At 35.7% G+C, this 18,777-nt stretch carries 23 protein-coding genes; 19 read left to right on the top strand and 4 right to left on the bottom strand.

What is annotated here, in order from left to right:
* The first annotated feature begins 432 nt into the window (after positions 1-432).
* The 14 genes from KFD70_RS15645 to KFD70_RS15580 all read left to right on the top strand — a co-directional run bounded on the left by KFD70_RS15645 (position 433) and on the right by KFD70_RS15580 (position 13,216).
* Positions 433-1,356, top strand: a complete 924-nt coding sequence (locus KFD70_RS15645; protein WP_336453603.1) for a CobW family GTP-binding protein — start codon at positions 433-435, stop codon at positions 1,354-1,356.
* A 186-nt stretch (positions 1,357-1,542) separates the two neighbouring features.
* Positions 1,543-2,148 carry a TetR/AcrR family transcriptional regulator gene (locus KFD70_RS15640; protein ID WP_336453602.1) on the top strand — a complete coding sequence of 202 codons (606 nt, stop codon included), beginning with the start codon at positions 1,543-1,545 and terminating at the stop codon, positions 2,146-2,148.
* Positions 2,149-2,161: 13 nt separating this feature from the next.
* On the top strand, positions 2,162-3,649 hold the full coding sequence (locus KFD70_RS15635) for an o-succinylbenzoate--CoA ligase (protein WP_431613217.1): 1,488 nt from the start codon (positions 2,162-2,164) through the stop codon (positions 3,647-3,649).
* Complete coding sequence (locus KFD70_RS15630; protein WP_336453600.1) at positions 3,646-4,062, top strand: MaoC family dehydratase; 417 nt, start codon at positions 3,646-3,648, stop codon at positions 4,060-4,062. Before KFD70_RS15635 ends, KFD70_RS15630 begins: the two co-directional genes overlap by 4 nt.
* Entirely contained in the window at positions 4,062-5,057 is a 996-nt protein-coding gene (locus KFD70_RS15625) for a 3-oxoacyl-ACP synthase (RefSeq protein ID WP_336453621.1), read from the top strand. Before KFD70_RS15630 ends, KFD70_RS15625 begins: the two co-directional genes overlap by 1 nt.
* 233 nt (positions 5,058-5,290) lie before the next feature.
* Entirely contained in the window at positions 5,291-6,508 is a 1,218-nt protein-coding gene (locus KFD70_RS15620; protein ID WP_431613216.1) for a substrate-binding domain-containing protein, read from the top strand.
* A gap of 102 nt (positions 6,509-6,610) precedes the next feature.
* Positions 6,611-7,384, top strand: a complete 774-nt coding sequence (locus KFD70_RS15615; RefSeq protein WP_336453598.1) for an ABC transporter ATP-binding protein — start codon at positions 6,611-6,613, stop codon at positions 7,382-7,384.
* Positions 7,362-8,066: a branched-chain amino acid ABC transporter ATP-binding protein gene (locus tag KFD70_RS15610; protein ID WP_336453597.1), complete on the top strand. Its 705-nt coding sequence runs from the start codon at positions 7,362-7,364 to the stop codon at positions 8,064-8,066. Before KFD70_RS15615 ends, KFD70_RS15610 begins: the two co-directional genes overlap by 23 nt.
* Positions 8,067-8,092: 26 nt before the next feature.
* A complete protein-coding gene (locus KFD70_RS15605; protein WP_336453596.1) occupies positions 8,093-8,953 on the top strand; it encodes a branched-chain amino acid ABC transporter permease in 861 nt (286 codons plus the stop codon).
* A 1-nt stretch (position 8,954) separates the two neighbouring features.
* Positions 8,955-9,959 (top strand): branched-chain amino acid ABC transporter permease, encoded by a 1,005-nt coding sequence (locus KFD70_RS15600; protein WP_336453595.1) that lies wholly within the window; start codon positions 8,955-8,957, stop codon positions 9,957-9,959.
* Between the two features lie 167 nt (positions 9,960-10,126).
* Positions 10,127-10,570, top strand: coding sequence for a MarR family winged helix-turn-helix transcriptional regulator (locus tag KFD70_RS15595; protein ID WP_336453594.1), 444 nt, complete (start codon positions 10,127-10,129; stop codon positions 10,568-10,570).
* Positions 10,571-10,620: 50 nt separating this feature from the next.
* Positions 10,621-11,562, top strand: coding sequence for a ring-cleaving dioxygenase (locus tag KFD70_RS15590; RefSeq protein ID WP_336453593.1), 942 nt, complete (start codon positions 10,621-10,623; stop codon positions 11,560-11,562).
* Between the two features lie 16 nt (positions 11,563-11,578).
* Positions 11,579-12,637, top strand: a complete 1,059-nt coding sequence (locus tag KFD70_RS15585) for an LLM class flavin-dependent oxidoreductase (protein WP_336453592.1) — start codon at positions 11,579-11,581, stop codon at positions 12,635-12,637.
* Between the two features lie 12 nt (positions 12,638-12,649).
* Positions 12,650-13,216 (top strand): NADPH-dependent FMN reductase, encoded by a 567-nt coding sequence (locus KFD70_RS15580; RefSeq protein WP_336453591.1) that lies wholly within the window; start codon positions 12,650-12,652, stop codon positions 13,214-13,216.
* 241 nt (positions 13,217-13,457) lie between these two features.
* On the opposite strand, the gene KFD70_RS15575 is transcribed toward KFD70_RS15580, so the two are convergent.
* A complete protein-coding gene (locus KFD70_RS15575) occupies positions 13,458-14,399 on the bottom strand; it encodes a Na/Pi symporter (RefSeq protein ID WP_336453590.1) in 942 nt (313 codons plus the stop codon).
* Positions 14,400-14,476: 77 nt separating this feature from the next.
* Positions 14,477-14,683, bottom strand: coding sequence for a hypothetical protein (locus tag KFD70_RS15570; RefSeq protein ID WP_336453589.1), 207 nt, complete (start codon positions 14,681-14,683; stop codon positions 14,477-14,479).
* Between the two features lie 234 nt (positions 14,684-14,917).
* Here KFD70_RS15570 and KFD70_RS15565 point away from each other — a divergent pair, with 234 nt between their 5' ends.
* From KFD70_RS15565 to KFD70_RS15545, 5 genes are all read left to right on the top strand, one after another.
* Positions 14,918-15,136: a hypothetical protein gene (locus KFD70_RS15565; protein ID WP_336453588.1), complete on the top strand. Its 219-nt coding sequence runs from the start codon at positions 14,918-14,920 to the stop codon at positions 15,134-15,136.
* 63 nt (positions 15,137-15,199) lie between these two features.
* Positions 15,200-15,538: a hypothetical protein gene (locus KFD70_RS15560; RefSeq protein ID WP_336453587.1), complete on the top strand. Its 339-nt coding sequence runs from the start codon at positions 15,200-15,202 to the stop codon at positions 15,536-15,538.
* A 60-nt stretch (positions 15,539-15,598) separates the two neighbouring features.
* Positions 15,599-15,829, top strand: a complete 231-nt coding sequence (locus KFD70_RS15555) for a hypothetical protein (protein ID WP_336453586.1) — start codon at positions 15,599-15,601, stop codon at positions 15,827-15,829.
* A gap of 173 nt (positions 15,830-16,002) precedes the next feature.
* Complete coding sequence (locus KFD70_RS15550; RefSeq protein ID WP_336453585.1) at positions 16,003-16,203, top strand: CNNM domain-containing protein; 201 nt, start codon at positions 16,003-16,005, stop codon at positions 16,201-16,203.
* Between the two features lie 28 nt (positions 16,204-16,231).
* The gene (locus KFD70_RS15545) at positions 16,232-16,993 is read left to right on the top strand and encodes a TerC family protein (protein WP_336453584.1); all 762 of its coding nucleotides are present in this window, start codon (positions 16,232-16,234) and stop codon (positions 16,991-16,993) included.
* 378 nt (positions 16,994-17,371) lie between these two features.
* Here the strand turns inward: KFD70_RS15545 and KFD70_RS15540 are convergent, their stop codons facing one another.
* A complete protein-coding gene (locus tag KFD70_RS15540) occupies positions 17,372-17,587 on the bottom strand; it encodes an ATP-binding protein (protein ID WP_336453583.1) in 216 nt (71 codons plus the stop codon).
* 374 nt (positions 17,588-17,961) lie between these two features.
* The gene (locus KFD70_RS15535) at positions 17,962-18,585 is read right to left on the bottom strand and encodes a histidine phosphatase family protein (RefSeq protein ID WP_336453582.1); all 624 of its coding nucleotides are present in this window, start codon (positions 18,583-18,585) and stop codon (positions 17,962-17,964) included.
* Between the last annotated feature and the right edge of the window lie 192 nt (positions 18,586-18,777).

The following is an 18,777-nucleotide window of genomic DNA, read 5'->3' as shown; positions in this document are numbered from 1 at the left end:
AGGTCTTACTTCTATAGAATCAAATCTAGTTTATTACATTTTATGAAAGATATTCAAGTATTTCAAAATATATCTGCTCACATAGGTATTAATTATAAGGAATGAAACATAGGTATTTTTTAGCTGAAGTCAAAATCTATACTTTTGCGGAGGATTAACAGCTTTTGAACAAGGGCGAGAACTCGAATTATTTCCTCATATTATATTGCCAGCGGGGGGCATACATTTTGCAAGAGAATATACAACGTTTAGGAACAGTTAAATCTGGAATTCGGGTTGCTGATAAAGTAAATCACTGAACATATAGAGGGAATCAACATAGTTGGCTTGTATTGTTTACAAATAGCAGTTATTTTAATAAAATAATAAGTGCAAATCGTAATAGTTACGCTTTAAAATATATTAGAAACACAGAAATGGATGGTCGGTAATATGAATAAAGTAGAAATTCATATATTAGGTGGTTTTTTGGGAAGTGGAAAATCAACACTGCTACAAAATCTATTATTAGCGGAAAAGAAGAAAAATCGAAAAGTAGCTGTTTTAATGAACGAAATAGGTGAGTACTCGGTAGATACAGATATTATAGGAAAAGAGAATGTTTTAAGGGAACTTTTAAAAGGTTGTATTTGTTGTACGTTGAAAGATGAACTTGAGATTCAATTACATTCTTTATATCAACAAGAAAGACCAGATGTCATTTATATAGAAACAACAGGAGTGGCTCACCCGATTGAAGTATTAGATGCATGTTTGTCACCTATTTTAGCTCCTTACCTTGACGTGAAGTCCATCGTTGTTATAGTAGATGCAATAAGATGGTTAAATCGCGATACATTAAGTAAAAATATTCAGCAACTTTTACATGAACAAATCAAATATGGAAGTCATATCCTCATTAATAAATCAGACTTATTAAAAGATGGGGAGAAGAAAAAAGTTTTAGAAGAAGTAGCAGCAATGAATAAATATGCTAAATTGTATGAAACACAGTATTGTAATATATCTTTAGGGGATATAGAAGGTGTGGAATTTAAAGGGAATGAAGAGCATGAAACATTACATGTGAAGCAGCATTTACATATACAAACGATGACATATCAATTTACAAAATCAATTGACCAAGATCAACTATATGAATGGCTTTCCAATTTAACCCAGGAGATTTATCGAGTTAAGGGATTTGTAAAATTTCATGGGGATAAATATCCGCACTTGTTACAATACTCATTTGGGGTACCAATTTTATTAGAACAGGATTTTGGATTTCCGACAAACCTTGTAATTATCGGTGAAGATTTAGATAAGAAACAATTAAAGGAAGGGTTAGAAATTCTAGAACATACATCAAATTGAAAATAACAAATACGAAGTGAATAGTATATTTCAAGCAAACATCTTGTAGGTAAGGGCGTGCTCTTTACTTCCAAGATGTTTTTTATTAGCAATAAATTGTATTTTTTATAGTGTCGAATTTTATCTAAATAAAATAGTTGTAAAATTCAGTTAAATACTTATAATCAAATTTAAGAGGTGATTCAGGTGTCAGAAAAAATAATAGTGGATGTAAAAAACTTAACACCCAAAGGATTAGAAACAAGGGAAAAACTATTATGTGCTGCGGAAGAAGTGTTTGGTAGTAAGGGGTATTATGAGGCGTCTATTGTGAATATTACACAAGAAGCGAAGGTGGCACACGGAACATTTTATAATTACTTTCCAGCAAAAAAAGATATATTTGATGAACTCATTCGTAGATTTAACCGTGAATTACGCTTGACAATTAGAGAGGAAATGAAGGGAGTAATCGGTTATGAAGAAGCGCAGCGGAAAGGATTTCAAGCGTTTTTTCGTTGGGTAAAAAAGCGTCGGAATTTATATAGCATTGTGCAACAAGCAGTTGTTGTTGATGAGGAGATGTACAGATGGTATTATTCGAGACTTGCAACTGGATTTTTAAAAAGTTTGTCTGCTGGTATGAAAGCAGGAGAATTTAAAGAACTTGATCAAGAAACAATTGCATACTGTCTCATGTCGATCGGTCAATTCCTTGGTATGCGCTGGGGATATTGGGAAGAACAAGATGTTCCTGAAGAGGTTTTTGAGACAGCAATGTCATTAATATTTGAAGGGTTGCGAAAAAGATAGGAGGGAGAAATATATGAAAGGCATTGCCTATTGGGTTGAAAAGCGTGCATATTTACATCCAGAGCGCATTGCTGTTATTGCTGAAGATGAAAAACTAACTTATAAAAAACTGCATCAGTATGTGAGTAAAGTAGCTTCATATTTGACTTTGAAGTTAGGGAGAAAAAGAGGGGATCGAATTGCTATTTTGTCACAAAATCGATGGGAGTACATTGTTCTTTTATTTGCGATAGCGAAGATAGGATGTATTGCTGTTCCTCTTAATACACGATTAACGAAAAGTGAACTTGTTTTTCAGTTACAAGATAGTGGATCTACCGTTTTATTTGCAGAAGAAACATTTCAAGAAATTGCACAATCTATAGCAGAGGAATCTAGTATAGAAAGAGTTATTCCGATTGCGTGCTTAAAAGATTTAGAAGAGAACATTCTGAACTCTTTTGATGTAATGAATGAAAGCGCTCCTTTTATTATCTGTTATACATCGGGAACAACTGGGAAGCCGAAGGGAGCGGTATTAACACAAAAAAATATGTTTTGGAACGCACTTCATAATATGTTAGCGATTGATTTAACGTCTAAGGATCGGGTTATTGTATTACTTCCCTTATTCCATATTGGGGGGATTGGCTTATTTGCTTTTCCTACTTTATTTGTAGGTGGAACAATTATTATTCCAAGAAAATTTGAACCCGTTAAAGTTCTTTCTATGATAGAAGAACATCAAGTCACTGTGGTGATGGGAGTCCCGACAATTCATCAAGCTTTGCTCCATTGTTCAACTTTTGAAACGACAAATTTACAATCTGTTCGGTGGTTTTATAATGGGGGAGCACCATGTCCACAAGAATTGATTAAAGGATTTATGGATAGAGGATTTTTATTTGGGCAAGGATTTGGCATGACAGAAACCTCACCTACTGTGTTTATGCTTTCTGAAGAGAATGCAAAACGTAAGGCAGGTTCAATTGGAAAGCCTGTGCTGTATTGTGATTATATGCTTATTGATGAAAATAGAAATAAAGTGGATATAGGTGAAATTGGAGAGTTAATTATAAAAGGGCCAAATGTAATGAAAGAATACTGGAATAGACCGGAAGCAACTATGGAAACAATTCAAGATGACTGGTTATATACAGGTGATTTAGCAAGGGAAGATGAGGAAGGTTTTCTATACATTGTTGGCAGAAAAAAAGAGATGATGATTTCAGGTGGAGAAAATATTTATCCTCTTGAAGTAGAGCAAGTTATTAGTAAACTTTTAGAAGTAGATGAAGTAGCTGTTGTTGGAGCGCCACATTCAAAATGGGGTGAGGTTCCAATTGCTTTTATAGTAAAGGTGGTTGGAAGCAGGTTAACTGAAAAGGAAATAGTCGATCATTGTTGTTTATTTCTAGCAAAATATAAAATTCCAAAAGAAATTATATTTCTAGAGAAATTACCTAAAAATGCAACGGGGAAAATTCAAAAGATGGAGTTATTGAATCAATTGAAAAGATGACAATGTATACGATTGGGCAACAGGCATCATGTAGCAAAACGATAACAGAAACGGATTTTGTACTATTTGCTGGTTTGAGTGGTGATTTTAATCCAATCCATATCGATCATGAGTATGCGAAGCAAACTAGATTTAATCAGCGAATTGCGCATGGGTTATTAACTTCAAGTTTGTTATCGCAACTGTTAGGGGTCCATTTGCCAGGGAAGGGCTCTGTTTATATGGAGCAAACGATTCGTTTTACAGCTCCTGTTTTTATAGGAGATACGATTACAGCGACAGCTACTGTCCAAGAATTTTTTAAGGAGAAGAGAATTATAAAATTGGTAACAGATTGCCATAATCAAAGAGGGGATTTAGTGTTAACTGGTTTAGCTACAATGATGGTCCCAAACGAAGGGGGATTGATATGATGAATATTGGGATTGAAGCAACTGGTGTGTTCTTCCCAAAAGATGTTGAAACAGCGGCTGATTTAGCTGGTAAAACAGGTATTCCTGAAAACGTTATAATAGAAAAGTTTGGTTTATATGAAAAACATGTAGCCGATGACACGATGCATGCTTCAGATTTAGCAATTGCAGCAGCCAAACCCATTTTATCAAAGGTTGATCCTCTAGCCATCGATGTAGTTATCTATTTTGGCAGTCCACATAAAGATTACCACGTATGGTCAAGTGCCCCGAAGATTCAGTATGAGCTTGGAACAAAAAATGCTTATGCTTTTGAAATCATGAATGTCAGTTCGTGTTTTCCAATTGCTTTAAAAGTTGCGAAAGATATGTTGAATTCTGATAAATCCATTGAAAATATTTTATTAGTAGGCGGGTGTAAAGAATCTCAAATTATAGATTACGATAACCCGCGCTCTCGTTTTATGTTTAATTTTGCCGATGGTGGGAGTGCGGCATTAGTAAAACGAGGAGCCAGAAAAGGTAGAATTTTAGAAAGTGCGATTATAACAAACGGATCTTTTCATGAGGATGTTCGCATTCCCGCCGGTGGATCAAAGCAATTTGCTAGCTATGAGACTGTTGAAAAACGTCAACATTATATTGATGTTATCGATCCAATGAGTATGAAGGAGCGTCTTGACCTTGTTTCAATTCCAAATTTTGAAAACGTTATTCGACAAGCTTTGAACAAAAGTGGATTAACTACTAAGGATATTAAAGTATTACTACCACTACATACAAAACGTTCCATGCTAAAGGAGTTATTACATTCACTACATTTAGTGGAAGAACAAGTTGTATATTTAGATCATTATGGACATATGTCAGCACTAGATCCTTGTATTGGCCTTCATTTTGCGAATGAGCAAGGTAAATTACAACCTGGTGATATTGCAGTAGCAGTTAGCGCTGGTACTGGATATACTTGGGCAGCAACTGTCATTAGATGGTAGGAGAATGGCTATTATTTATTCAAGGAATGAAATGTATAATTCAAATAATTGTATGAATATTTACAAATGTATTGGGAGGTATTTGGAAATGTCTGGCGAATGTAGAGGTACTTCGAGAAATTTCTATTGATCATCTAGTTCATATTGTTAAAAGCGAAAAGTCATGATTACGGCTGATTTACTGCTATGGCGTATTTGATTCTATTAGAAAGTAAAGTATGGGGAGGATCACAATGTCAGCAAAAAAACGTAAGTGGCTAAAAATGGTGTTTACGGGATGTATTCTTGGTTCATTGTTAATAACAGCCGGCTGTTCAGGAAAAAAAGCAAGTACAGACAACGAGAAAATGATTAAGGTAGGTGTTCTTGCTTCGTTAACAGGTCCACTTGAATCATATGGGAAACAGACAGTAAACGGATTTGAATTGGGGCTTGATTATGCAACTGGCGGAACAGGAAAAGTTGAAGGGAAGAAAATTAAGTTTGTTGTAGAAGATACGGAAACGAAAGCGGATGTAGCGGTTAAAAAAGCTACGAAATTATTAGAAGAAGATAAAGTGGACTTTCTCGTTGGATCTTCAAGTTCAAGTGATACATTAGCGGTGTTACCAATAGCTGAGGAATATGAAAAAATAATGGTTGTTGAACCGGCAGTTGCAGATAGTATAACAGGTAAAAACTGGAATAAATATATTTTTAGAACGGGAAGAAACTCCTCTCAAGATGCAGTTGCTGGTGCTGCAGCCATTGCTAAAAAAGGTGTAAAAATTGCAACGTTAGCTCAGGATAACGCCTATGGTCGTGAAGGAATTGCTGCATTTAAAACAGGTGCGAAGAAATTAGGTGCGAATATTGTAAACGAACAATATGCTGATACGAATTCTACGGATTTTACTGCGAATATTCAAAATATTATTAGTTCAAACCCAGATTATTTATTTATTGTTTGGGCCGGTGCGAACTCACCATGGAAGCAATTAAAGGATATGAATGTGGAAGCACAAGGGATTAAGATTTCAACGGGAGCACCGGATATACCAGCATTAAAAACGATGGATGCATTAGTAGGTATGCAAGGATTTTCAGTATATTATCATACACTTCCGAAAAATAAAGTAAACGATTGGTTAGTAGAAGAACATAAGAAACGTTTCAATGGAGCAGTTCCAGATTTGTTTACAGCTGGAGGAATGTCAGCGGCAATTTCTATCGTTGAAGGGTTAAAGAAAACAAAAGGTGATACAGATGTGGATACGCTTATTAAGAAGATGGAAGGAATGGAGTTTGAGACTCCAAAGGGAAAAATGAAATTTAGAGAAAAAGACCACCAAGCATTGCAAACGCTTTATTCTATAACGCTGCAAAAACAAGATGGTGTCGATTATCCAGTACCTGTTTTAGAGCGTGAACTGACAATGAAAGAAACAGAGCCACCGATTCAAAGTAAATAACCAGAATTTTTAGTTAAAAATTATATAAAGAGAGGGTTGTTCCCTCTCTTTATAGTTAGTTTTTGAAATGAATAATAAAAATTCCTTATGAGGAGGGATAGAGTGAAGAACCTATTAGAGACTCGGAATCTTTGTGTCTCATTTGGTGACCACCATGTTATTAAAAATATAAATTTGACAATACCAAAAGGAAAACTTATTTCTATTATTGGACCGAACGGAGCAGGGAAAACAACACTATTTAACTTGTTAAGTGGGCAAATTTCTCCAACAAAAGGTGAGATTTATTTTAAAGAACGTGACATTACAAAGTTATCGGTTCCAGAGCGAACTCGTCTTGGGATGGGACGCTCTTTCCAACTTACAAATATTTTTCCAGAGTTGACAGTGATTGAAAATATACGTTTAAGTGTACAGGCGTTTGCTCAAGATTATTATAGTTTTCTTCCCAACTTCTCTCGATTTAAGCAACAGATGGGAGAGGCGAGACGTCTTTTGAAGACAGTATTACTTCACGAAAAAGAAGAAGTGCTAGCGAAAGATTTAGCGCATGGGGAAAAGAGAAAATTAGAACTGGCTATGCTGCTAGCACTCAAAACAGATGTGTTGCTACTTGATGAACCGACAGCGGGTATTTCTGTTGAGGAAGTTCCAGCTATTCTACAAGTAATCGAGAATATAAAGAAAAATCGGGAGAATACGATTGTACTCATCGAGCACAAAATGGATATGGTTCTACATTTATCAGATCACCTTATTGTGTTATTTCATGGTGAATTATTAGCGGAAGGGTTGCCGAAGGATATTATGAAGGATGAGCGGGTACAAACGGCATATTTAGGGGGATTGCAGGGTGACACTATTAAAAGTGGATAATATAGAAACATATTTGGATCAGTTTCATATTTTGCAAGGTGTTTCTTTTAAGGTTGAAACAGGAACGATCACCGTATTATTTGGGAGAAATGGGGCTGGAAAAACAACAACTTTACGTTCAATTATGGGATTTCATCGGATTTCTAATGGCGAGATTTATTATTGTGATGAAAAAGTAAATGGTTTATCTACTCATCTAATTTCGCGAAAAGGAATAGGCTATGTGCCAGAAAATCAAGGGATTTTTCATGATTTAACGGTAGAAGAAACATTTGCTCTTGCGGGAGCGAAGAAAGGGATAGAGGTCGCGGGAAAAGTAGAATGGATGCTCGATTTATTTCCAGATTTAAAACAATATTGGCATAAAAAAAGCGGGTTGTTGAGCGGAGGACAAAAGCAAATGCTGGCGATTTCAAGGGCGTTCATTAATAGTGATGGGTTGCTATTAATTGATGAGCCAAGTAAAGGATTAGCGCCAATTATGATTGAGAAGTTAATGTCAGCCATTTTGCAAATGAAAGAGAAAACAACAGTTTTGCTTGTGGAACAAAATTTTATGATGGCAAGCCAGATAGGTGATTATTTTTACATTATGGATAATGGCACAATCGTGCACAACGGCCCAATGAATGAACTGAAAGAAGATAAGGAAACTTGTCATAAGTATTTAGGGATTTCTTAACATTGATACGGAAGGAGGTATAGAACGTGGATGTGTTAGTGAATTTGTTTGTAAACGGTGTTTCGACAGGTATGCTTATTTTTTTATTAGCATCTGGACTTTCACTAATTTTCGGTTTAATGAGTGTGCTCAATTTTGCTCATGGTGGATTGTTTGCATGGGGAGCTTTTACGGGGGTATGGCTATTCAACATGACGGGTAGTTATGTACTTGCATTAATAGGTGCGATTTTGATGGGAATGTTTCTTGGTTTCGTTTTAGAAAGATTTCTCATTCGTCCGGTCTATGGAAATCATGTTCGGCAGCTTCTCGTTACACTCGGTGGAATGCTCGTACTTAGTGAATGTATAAAAGTATTTTGGGGACCGAATCCCATTGGAGCTAAATTACCATCATGGCTGCAAGGAAGCTTTACATTTGATGGAATTATATTAATTAAGTATCGCTTATTTGTTATTGTCGTTGGGGTCGTGATTTATATTGGTTTGATGTTGTTATTACGTAAAACAAAAATAGGACTTATGATTCGTGCGGGTGTAATGGATAAGGAGATGGTGCAAGCTCTTGGCATTAACGTAAAGGCTATATTTTCATTTGTCTTTTTATTAGGGGCAGGAATGGCAGCGTTAGGAGGTTTTCTTCTTGCGCCATATTCAGGAGTTATTTTTGCTGAAATGGGTATGCAGTATGCGATTTTAGCTTTTATTGTTGTCATTATCGGAGGATTGGGTAGCGTGCAAGGTTCGGCGATTGCATCTTTAATTGTTGGATTGGCTGGAGCGTTTACGGCGTATTATATACCTGATTTATCACTCGCAATCAATATGTTAATGTTATTGTTTTTCTTAATAGTCAAACCGACGGGACTTGTTGGTGAGAAGGGGTGAAATGGTGAACAGTACATTTAATCGAGGTGGGATATATTTTGGAATAGCTGCATTGATTTGTTTAAGTGTATTTCCTTTTGTAAATGATTCACGAAGCTTACTTATTTTGTTCACACAAATTTTCATCTTCGCTATATTTGCAATGAGTTTTGATCTTCTTCTTGGGTATACAGGAATTGTTTCATTTGGTCATTGTATGTTTTTTGGAATCGGTGCTTATTGTGTCGCGCTTTTATTAGATCGACAAGAAGTTTCGATCTCCAGTTTTTTTATGGGCATTGGGATAGCGGTTCTATTATCAGCGATAGTGAGTTATATAATAGGATTGCTCTCTTTACGACTAAAAAGTCATTTTTATGCAATGTTAACACTGGCTATTTCCCAATTATTCTTTGTACTGGCTGAAAAATGGCGAGCTGTGACACATGGAGGAGATGGCTTTACATTCGGGGTACCTGATATGTTTCGTGACCGCCTCACATTTTACTATATTACACTCGTATGTCTACTTGTGATTTTTTTATTGCTTCGCTTATTTACTCAATCTTCTATCGGAAAAGTTTTGAAGGCAATTTCGCAAAATGAGCAACGGGTAGAAGCACTTGGATATGAGGTTCTTCACTATAAAATTATTGCGAGTATAGTTGCGGGAATAGTAGCAGCGATTAGCGGTGGTTTATTTGTTATTACATTACGTTTTGTAAATACAACTGTTTTTTCAATTGAAATGACTTTGAATGCTCTATTGATGGCAATGATTGGGGGAGTTGGAACATTAATTGGGGCAATTGCAGGAGCAGGAATTATTGAATCTCTAAAGTATTATTTATCAGAACTGGCGACGCAGTATCCAATCTTTGAAAGATGGACCATTTTCCTTGGGCTACTTTATATTATTGTGTTATTAGGTTTCCCGACAGGGTTGGTTGGAACAATGAAAAAAATAAGAAAGGTAGTACAAAATAAAAAGACAGAGAAAGGCAAGGAAGTTGAACATAGCGCATGAAACTTTATCTCAAGGTTTAGAAAGGGATGCGGAAGTTAGGTAAGAGTTAGCCATCAGCGGGAGAATCTTCTGCTGATGGAGGTTTCAATTGATAAATTTTTTTGCTTGCAATTTTATCAATTGAGTAGTAAAGTGATGGTGAGATCAGTGATGAGGAGGTATTCGAAATGCGTGAAAATACGATAGGATCGTTAATTTGGTTACGCTTAATTCGTTTCACAAACCAAAGTAATCAGTTGTCAAATGATTTTTTAAAACGCTTTGATTTAACGACTGCTCAATTCGATGTACTCATGCAAATTCGAATTTATCAGCCACTTACGCAAATGGAGTTAGCTGAAAAAGTTACGGTTACGCAAGGTGGCATTTCGCGTATGCTAACGCGCCTTGAAAAAGAAGGGTACATTGTCCGTAAGCAAGATTGGAAAACAAAAATGATTAGTCTTACAGGCAAAGCTGAATCTATTTTAGAAAAAGCATTACCTGAACAAGTTGCATTTCAATCATCATTTTTTAATGATGTATTGAACGAAGAAGAACAAGAAACACTATATAAGTTGATAACACGTGTCCATAAAAATAGTGTAAAAAAAGAATTACCGTCTGAGTAATTTTTTTACACTATCACTTGATTAATCAAATGATAAAAGGAGGAACAAAAATGTATAAAATTCTTGGACATCATCATATCTCAATGATAACTAAAGATGCTCAACTGAATAATCAATTTTATCAAAACGTATTAGGTCTACGCCGCGTAAAAAAGACTGTGAATCAAGATAATCCTAAAATGTATCATTTATTTTATGGAGATTTAACAGGTAGTGCGGGAACAGAACTTTCATTTTTTGAAATGCCTATGGCAGGAAGAACAACTGGTGGTACAAATGCAATCACACAAATTGGTTTACTTGTTCCATCGCTTGAAAGTCTTACGTTTTGGAAAAAACGATTTGAACAATTGGATGTAAAGCATAGTGAAATTACAACATATGGTGGTCGAGATGCTTTACATTTTGAAGATCCAGATGGATTACGATTGGTATTGTTAAATAATAAAGATGAAGAGGTACCAGCGTATTGGTCTGCGTGGGATGATTCTGTTGTAAATCAAGAGCATCGTATTTTAGGAATGGGAAGTGTTGAAATCACAGTACGAGACTTAGAAAGTTTAGGGAAAACATTAAAGGATATGTTTGGTTATGTAGAAGCATCTCGTTCTGATGGAGAGGCAATTTACCAGGCTGTTCGTGGACAGTCATTTGGAGAAATTGTTGTGAAACAAAAAGAAGGACCAAAGGAAAAGCCTGGGAGAGGAAGTATTCATCATTTAGCAATCCGAGTGAAAAAGGAAGAAGAGTTGCGTTATTGGGAAGAGGTTGTTAAAGAAAATGGATTTCATTCAACAGGGATTGTAGACCGTTTTTATTTTCAAAGTTTATATTTCCGGGAATCCAATGGTATTTTATTTGAAATTGCAACAGATGGACCTGGGTTTACTATAGATTCAAAAGTGGAGGAACTTGGTAAAGCGTTAGATTTACCACCATTTTTAGAAGAACGACGTGCAGAAATTGAAGGGAAGTTAACACCACTTGATTAAAAAGGAGAGAGAAATGATGAAACAATATCGTATAGATACAAGTAAAGGGATTGAGTTTGGTTTATATTCGATTGGGGATCACATACCAAATCCACATACAGGTTCAAAAATTAGTGCAGAGCAGCGCATTCGAGAATTAATTGAGGCAAGTAAGTTAGCCGATGAAGCAGGACTTGATGTATTTGCTGTTGGGGAAAGCCATCAAACTTACTTTACAACTCAGGCCCATACGGTCATTTTAGGGGCAATTGCACAGGCAACAAAAAATATTAAAATTGCTAGTTCGGCAACAGTGTTAAGTACATCGGATCCTGTTCGTGTATACGAAGATTTTGCTACACTTGATTTAATTTCAAACGGCAGAGCTGAAATTGTTGCTGGACGTGGTTCACGTGTAGGTGCATATGAGTTGCTTGGTTATGATGTGCGTGATTATGAAGAGTTATTTGAAGAAAAAATGGAGCTATTGCTGAAGTTAAATAATGAGGAAAAAGTAACGTGGGAAGGTCAATTTCGTGCTCCACTGAAAAATTCAACCATTTTGCCGCAACCAGAAGGTGGATATATGCCGATTTGGCGTGCAGTAGGTGGCCCACCTGCTAGCGCAATTAAGGCTGGATATGCGGGTGTACCGATGATGCTGACAACACTTGGTGGTCCTGCTATCAACTTTAAGGGATCGGTAGATGCGTACCGTGAAGCAGCAGAGCAAAGTGGTTTTGATCCAGCAACTTTACCAATTGCAACTACAAGTTTATTGTATACAGCAGAAAATTCACAAGATGCACTTCGTGAGTATTATCCACATATTAATGCTGGAATGCTCGCATTACGTGGCGGAGGCTATCCAAAGCAACAATTCGCACAAGCTACAGATTATCGAGATGCACTAATGATTGGTAGCCCAGAGCAAATTATTGAAAAAGTACTATATCAACATGAATTATATGGTCAGCAGCGTTTTATAGCACAAATTGACTTTGGCGGCGTACCATTTGAAAAGGTAGCGAAAAACATTGAGTTGATTGCCACAAAAGTAATACCAACTATTAAGAAACATACAGCGAAACAATAAGGAGTGAACAGAATGAAAATCGTAGGAATTGCGGGTTCTAATGTAGGATCTAAAACAAGAACAGCGATAGATTATACGTTGAAATTAGCGGGTGAAAAATATCCTAATGCAGAAATCACATTACTAGACCTTGCAGAATATGAAATGGTCTTTAGTGATGGGCGAAATTATTGGGAATATGAAGGGGATACAAAGTATGTAACGGAAACAATCATGGCAGCAGATGCGATTATTATTGGTACACCAACATTTCAAGCATCTATTCCAGCGACATTAAAAAATATTTTTGATTTATTACCAGTTAACGCTTTTCGAGATAAAGTGGTGAGCATGCTTGTTACAGCTGGAACAGCGAAGCATTATTTAATGGTGGAGCAGCAGTTAAAACCAATTTTATCCTATATGAAGGCGCATATTGTCCCAACGTATGTATTTATTGAAGAAAAAGATTTCCACCGAAAAGAAATCATCAATGATGATATTCTTTTCCGGATGGAGCGTTTAGTGGAAGATACAGTACTACTTGTTGACGCATATGCAGGCATTCGCCAAATAAAAGATGCGGAATATGATTTTTAATTTTATACTCTGAAAAAACGCTGATGAAGCAGGAGAATACTGCATAATCGGCGTTTTTTATGTTTTGCTTTTCCATACTGATCATGTCCTTTTTAAGAGTAATAGTATCAGTATGTCTAAGCTTCAGAGATTAATTACAATTGTTTTAAGGTTTTTGCACCAAAACCATATAACTAGTAAAACACATGAATGGGACAGAGTAGAAATAACGTATCACTATTTGCTACTTTGCCCCTGGGCCTTATAACGAAGGGTTCTTTTTACGATCGTGTATTTTTAAAATAAATTTTGCAAATTGATTTGTAAATGGCAGGAATAGAAGTGAAACTAATACATTAAAGATAACGCTAACATGTGCTAGCTGAACATCTGGATGGGAGGACAGTAGTTGACCAAGGTCAGTAAGCCATCCTATGAAAGGGAAAAATACAGCAACTCCTAATATATTAATCCATACATGAGCCCAGGCAGTAAGTAGCGATTCCTTTGTACGTGAGATATAACCAGCAAATAATACATCTACACATGTACCAATATTAGCCCCCAGCATAATCGCAACTGCTGTATCTAACTCCATAACACCTGACGTAAGGAATCCCATTGTAATTCCTACAGTAGCACTGCTTGATTGAATCATTCCTGCAATTACTATTCCGGCTAAAACAGCATAAAAGGAATTATTACCTAGAGTTAGAAGTAATCGGTTAATAAATTCCATTTCTAACAATGAAGATGCCAAATATTCAAATCCCCACATAGCTCCAAAAACGGCAGCTAAACCAAGTAAAATAAACCCTGAACTGCGGAGGATTTTTCCTTTTATCAATGCAAATACTCCACCGATAACTGCCATAGGAATGATGAGCGAATCAATGTCTAGCGTAATAATTTCTGCATCTACAGTTGTACCAATATTAGTACCGAGTATAATTCCAATGGCTTGTGGAAATGTCAGTTTTCTGGCGGAAATAAGCCCAATTGTAATGATCATTACTGCAGAACTGCTATTTAGAACAGCTGTGACTAGAGCACCTATTATTAGACCTTTCCATGGCGCACCCGTTATAGTAAATAGCCATTTATTAAGGGATTGTCCTGAAAAATTAAATAGTCCCTTGCTAAATAAGAACATTCCATAAATGAATAATCCTATAAATAGCAGAAAGAGAAATAATTCTAGCACCTTTAACCTCCTTTCTAATTAATTGATATTTTTTACCATGAACATGCAATGCAAAGGTTTAACCTTTTACGGAATTACTAGTATTTTTTCGGGTTAAATGCTCGAATTAAAACAGAGTTTGGATTCATATTTTTCTCTGAATAGATATTATCTGGAACAAATCCTTGGCCTTCAGATAATATGTTAAAGATCTTATTAGTTTGATTTGCAAAAAGTATTCTTAAAAGTGTCAGCTCAAGAATGAAAAAGACTGCCAGGGAAATAAATAGCATTAATTGGTACATTTTTTCACCCCCTTTAGATATCAATATATGATTAAAATCTCTACAATGCTTGGACAATTGATAAATTAAAAGAAAGAGTCTGTAAAAAATGAGAGATTAATAGGGGATGGAAAAAGTATTTTCCCAACATTCCGATTAAACTAACGCATATTTTATTATTCTGTAATAAACGCACAGGCAAAAGCTGCTGGTATGGAATATAGTAGAGTAATTGAAAGTAAGGAGGAAATCAAATTGACTAATCCAATCTGTCTGCTATTGGAACAAACCCCTCCAGGTACTCTTATACAAGAACTAATGATCAATGGAGAAGATGTATCAAGAGTTGAGGAATTTGTAAAGTATGATAGAGTAACGGGTTTGGCTTTTTTTACTAATAAATCTAATAGTGTTTTTGTAGCAATCGCTGAAAAAATTGACATGATTGAGTTTATACCCGAAATCGAGAACTAAAAAATAGGACTTTCATATGAATGAAATAAAGTAAAATAATTAAAAGCAAAGGAGGAAATCAAATTGTCTAATTCTATCCGTCTTCTATTGAAACAAGCCTCACCATATACACTTGTAAAAGAACTAATAATCAATGGAAAAGAAGTATCAGGAGTTGGAAAATTTGTAAAGTTTGATAGATTATCAGGCCTTGCTTATTTCAGTAAAGAGTCTAATGGTATTTTTGTGGTAATATGTGAGAAAATTGACAAAATTGAGTTTGTATCCGCAGCTGAAACCAAACCGAAAGCGAAACCGGAACCGAAACCGAAACCGAAATTGATACTGAAACCGCTACGGAAACCGATACCGAAACCGATACCGAAACCGAAACTCAACTTTAAAACAAAAACTGAGTTATAATAGGCCTGGCTATATGAATGAAATAAAGTAAAGTAATTGAAAGTAAAGGAGGAAACTAAATTGTCTCACCCAATCTGTCGGCTGTTGGAAGAAACCCCTCCAGGTACACTTGTAAAACAGATATTGATGAGTGGAGAAGATATCTCTGGATTTGACACATTTGTAAAGTACGATAAACTAGAAGGCCTTGCCCATTTTACCAATAAATTAAATAGTAGTTCTTTTGTGGCGGCCGGTGAAAGAATTGACATGATTGAGTTTATAATTGAAACCAAATCCAAGCAAAAATGAGTTTGGATTTATATCAAATTTCTGGATATAAAAATGTAGGTTTTAAATCTTATGTATGCTCCAGGCGTCTGTGGGCATGATTTCACAAAAAGGGTATATTCCCTTTTTTTGTGATTTTATTTAAATTTTTGAAACTGTTATAATAAAAAATTTATTTTTGGGAGGTGATATTGATGTTTTCAATCATTCTTTTAATTTTTCTCTTTTTATTTTCCTCATTCTTTGCCTCAGCAGAAAACGCTTTATCAAGTGTGAATCAAGTAAGGTTAAAAAAATTTGTTAATGAAGGAAGAAGAGAAAGTGATAAAGCTCTTTATCTTACTAAACCCGAAAATTTCGATAAATCACTTTCTTCAATTGTTAACCTTACATGATTATTAGTTTTAGAAAGGAGAGAAGTGGATGGAGTCATTATGGCTAGAGTATGCTTGGGCATTGTTAATTCTAATCGGACTAGAAGGATTGCTATCAGCAGACAATGCTCTTGTACTAGCAGTGATAGCCAAGCATTTACCCGAAGATCAGAAAAAAAGAGCTATAAATTACGGAATCATTACGGCCTTTGTTTTTCGATTTGCTGTACTTTTTGCTATTTCGTTTATTGCAAATGTCTGGGAGATACAGGCAATAGGAGCGGCTTATCTTCTTTACCTAGGATTAAAGCACGTCATTCAGGCACGGTTCGGAAAAGAAAATAAGAATATTCATAAGGACGATGAAAAGGAATCTGCAGGTAAAGGTTTCTGGTCCACAGTTGGGAAGATTGCACTAGCTGACCTTGCTTTTGCAATTGATTCAATTCTAGCGGCGGTTGCTCTTGCCCTAGGCCTTCCAGATTCACCGCTAGAAGATTTCGGCGGTATGGATGGAGGACAGTTCTTGGTTATTCTTCTTGGAGGTATTGCTGGCCTTGTTTTGATTAAATTTGTAGCAACCTGGTTTGTAAAGCTTCTTGAAAAACGTCCAGCATTGGAAACAACAGCATATGCAATTGTTGCATGGGTGGGTGTCAAACTTGCTGTAATTACCCTTGCCCATAGGGATATTGGTATCTTAGATCATCATTTTCCGCACAGTACAGCTTGGACTCTGATTTTCTATGGAGTTTTAGTCGGTATCGCCCTAATCGGTTGGTTTACACCAATAAATAAGTCTTTCAGATAAATCCTAAAAGGTAAGGTAAGTGTAGAATAACTTGTATGCAAATCACTTGAGTACATGTTGCAATCGAAATATTATGAATTATATAAAAATAAAGGTAATGAATAAAGCTGCCTCATTAATGGTGATCAGATTGCTGAGAAAGGGAGTATACACTCTTTCTCTAAATTTATTACAGTTATAAAATGAATGAATTGTCACTCGTTTTATAATTGATATTAATTATTTCAGCCATTCGATGAATAACAAGTCTGCTCTCACTTTGTAAAGCCGATAATATTAAAAGCGAATAAATAGGTAATGATCTTCCTGTTCTGTTGTCTTCATTTGAAATTATTTTAGTAAAAGCTAAACCTAGTTTTGCCCGTTGAATAAATAACTTTACATATCTATTTGTAGACTCTGAACAATCCGGCCATGTCTCCCGTACATAATAAATCCTTCGAAAATCCTATCAATTCCATGCTCAGTTCTCTTCGCCAAACCAATTTTTTTTAGAGCATCTGCTAAAGCTTGATTCCGTCCGTGCAGCTCAACGGTTAACAGATTATTAAGATTAATCCCTTCTATAAATCCACCAGGGCTACTAATGGTCATCCCTTCATCTTCAATAACCAATGACAAATACAGTAAAAGAAAAAATAGCAAATGTATTTAAAAGTTATATGGATTTTTGGGGAAGGGTATTTAAACCGGAATTTTGTGAATTAAAAACCCTTTCTCGGAAATCCGAGAAAGGACCGTAAATGTTGATATACCAATAATATTAACGATTTGAGAACTGAGGTGCACGACGAGCGCCTTTAAGGACGTATTTTTTACGCTCTTTTATTAATTTGCGGGATATATATCTTCACGAGAGAAATTAGATTAGCGTTTACCGGTTCACCTCTTTTCACCAGGGTTCGAGAATTTGATGTTATCTTTTACCGTTTGATCTAATTCAACCTGTGCTTGACCTATACTTAAAATCAAACACCCTCTTCAAAATGAGATGTATCACCTACTATTTCGAATAGGAATCTTTTACCATCCCAACGAAAGACAGTAAGACTTGTCCCATAAATGAATGGAGGATCCCACATTTTTTCGGTAGGGATATTCATGGTGTAGAGTAATATAGCTTTAATCGTTGCTGCATGTGAGACAATTAGAACATTACCACTGAGATTTTCAGCAAGGATTTTATTTAAAACATTCTCGACTCTTTTTTTTAAATCGTTGATCGCTTCCCCTTTATGTGGTCTATGATCGTATAGGTGAGGAGCGTTCCAATAATGGAAATACTCTTTTTTAAAATTTTTCTCAATCTCTGCCTTTGTCTGCCCCTCCCATTCTCCGTAACTTATTTCTTTTAAATTTTCGTTCGCTATAATGGGAATGTTTCTTCCTGAACAAATATATTTTGCCGTTTGAATGGTACGATCGCTAGGACTTGAATAAACGGCACGAAATTCAATGTTCGATAATCTTTTCCCCAACAATTTAGCATTTCTTATTCCTTTTTCCGTAAGCGGAGAGTTTTTCCATCCTTGTAAGCGATTCTCCGTATTCCATTGCGTCTCACCATGACGTACTAAATAAATCGTTAACATAAATTCCTCCCCCGATTTTAAATTTTTTTCATCATATACAAAAAATGAAAGGATTTTACGTCGATCCTTCCTTTGACATCGAATATAACATTTTTACAACATTAACATATCCTTTTGAAAGGCACCTTTGTAATAAGAGTCTTTCTAAACCCAAATAACCCTGGATTTGTGGAGGTAATTCCCCGGTCTAGC

Source organism: Bacillus pfraonensis, from assembly GCF_050768835.1.
In the GTDB taxonomy this organism is placed as follows: Bacteria; Bacillota; Bacilli; order Bacillales; family Bacillaceae_G; genus Bacillus_A; species Bacillus_A pfraonensis.
The sequence above is the reverse complement of the archived record's forward strand: the minus strand, read 5'-3'. Positions and strand labels throughout refer to the sequence as shown.

What these genes read in the sequence shown, in the direction of transcription:
- KFD70_RS15645 (WP_336453603.1), top strand. Translation starts at nt 433, where the DNA reads ATGAATAAAGTAGAAATTCATATATTAGGTGGTTTTTTGGGAAGTGGA.
- KFD70_RS15635 (WP_431613217.1), top strand. Translation starts at nt 2,162, where the DNA reads ATGAAAGGCATTGCCTATTGGGTTGAAAAGCGTGCATATTTACATCCA.
- KFD70_RS15630 (WP_336453600.1), top strand. Translation starts at nt 3,646, where the DNA reads ATGACAATGTATACGATTGGGCAACAGGCATCATGTAGCAAAACGATA.
- KFD70_RS15625 (WP_336453621.1), top strand. Translation starts at nt 4,062, where the DNA reads ATGAATATTGGGATTGAAGCAACTGGTGTGTTCTTCCCAAAAGATGTT.
- KFD70_RS15620 (WP_431613216.1), top strand. Translation starts at nt 5,291, where the DNA reads ATGTCAGCAAAAAAACGTAAGTGGCTAAAAATGGTGTTTACGGGATGT.
- KFD70_RS15600 (WP_336453595.1), top strand. Translation starts at nt 8,955, where the DNA reads ATGGTGAACAGTACATTTAATCGAGGTGGGATATATTTTGGAATAGCT.
- KFD70_RS15595 (WP_336453594.1), top strand. Translation starts at nt 10,127, where the DNA reads ATGCGTGAAAATACGATAGGATCGTTAATTTGGTTACGCTTAATTCGT.
- KFD70_RS15590 (WP_336453593.1), top strand. Translation starts at nt 10,621, where the DNA reads ATGTATAAAATTCTTGGACATCATCATATCTCAATGATAACTAAAGAT.
- KFD70_RS15585 (WP_336453592.1), top strand. Translation starts at nt 11,579, where the DNA reads ATGAAACAATATCGTATAGATACAAGTAAAGGGATTGAGTTTGGTTTA.
- KFD70_RS15580 (WP_336453591.1), top strand. Translation starts at nt 12,650, where the DNA reads ATGAAAATCGTAGGAATTGCGGGTTCTAATGTAGGATCTAAAACAAGA.
- KFD70_RS15570 (WP_336453589.1), bottom strand. Translation starts at nt 14,683, where the DNA reads ATGTACCAATTAATGCTATTTATTTCCCTGGCAGTCTTTTTCATTCTT.
- KFD70_RS15550 (WP_336453585.1), top strand. Translation starts at nt 16,003, where the DNA reads ATGTTTTCAATCATTCTTTTAATTTTTCTCTTTTTATTTTCCTCATTC.
- KFD70_RS15545 (WP_336453584.1), top strand. Translation starts at nt 16,232, where the DNA reads ATGGAGTCATTATGGCTAGAGTATGCTTGGGCATTGTTAATTCTAATC.
- KFD70_RS15540 (WP_336453583.1), bottom strand. Translation starts at nt 17,587, where the DNA reads ATGACCATTAGTAGCCCTGGTGGATTTATAGAAGGGATTAATCTTAAT.
- KFD70_RS15535 (WP_336453582.1), bottom strand. Translation starts at nt 18,585, where the DNA reads ATGTTAACGATTTATTTAGTACGTCATGGTGAGACGCAATGGAATACG.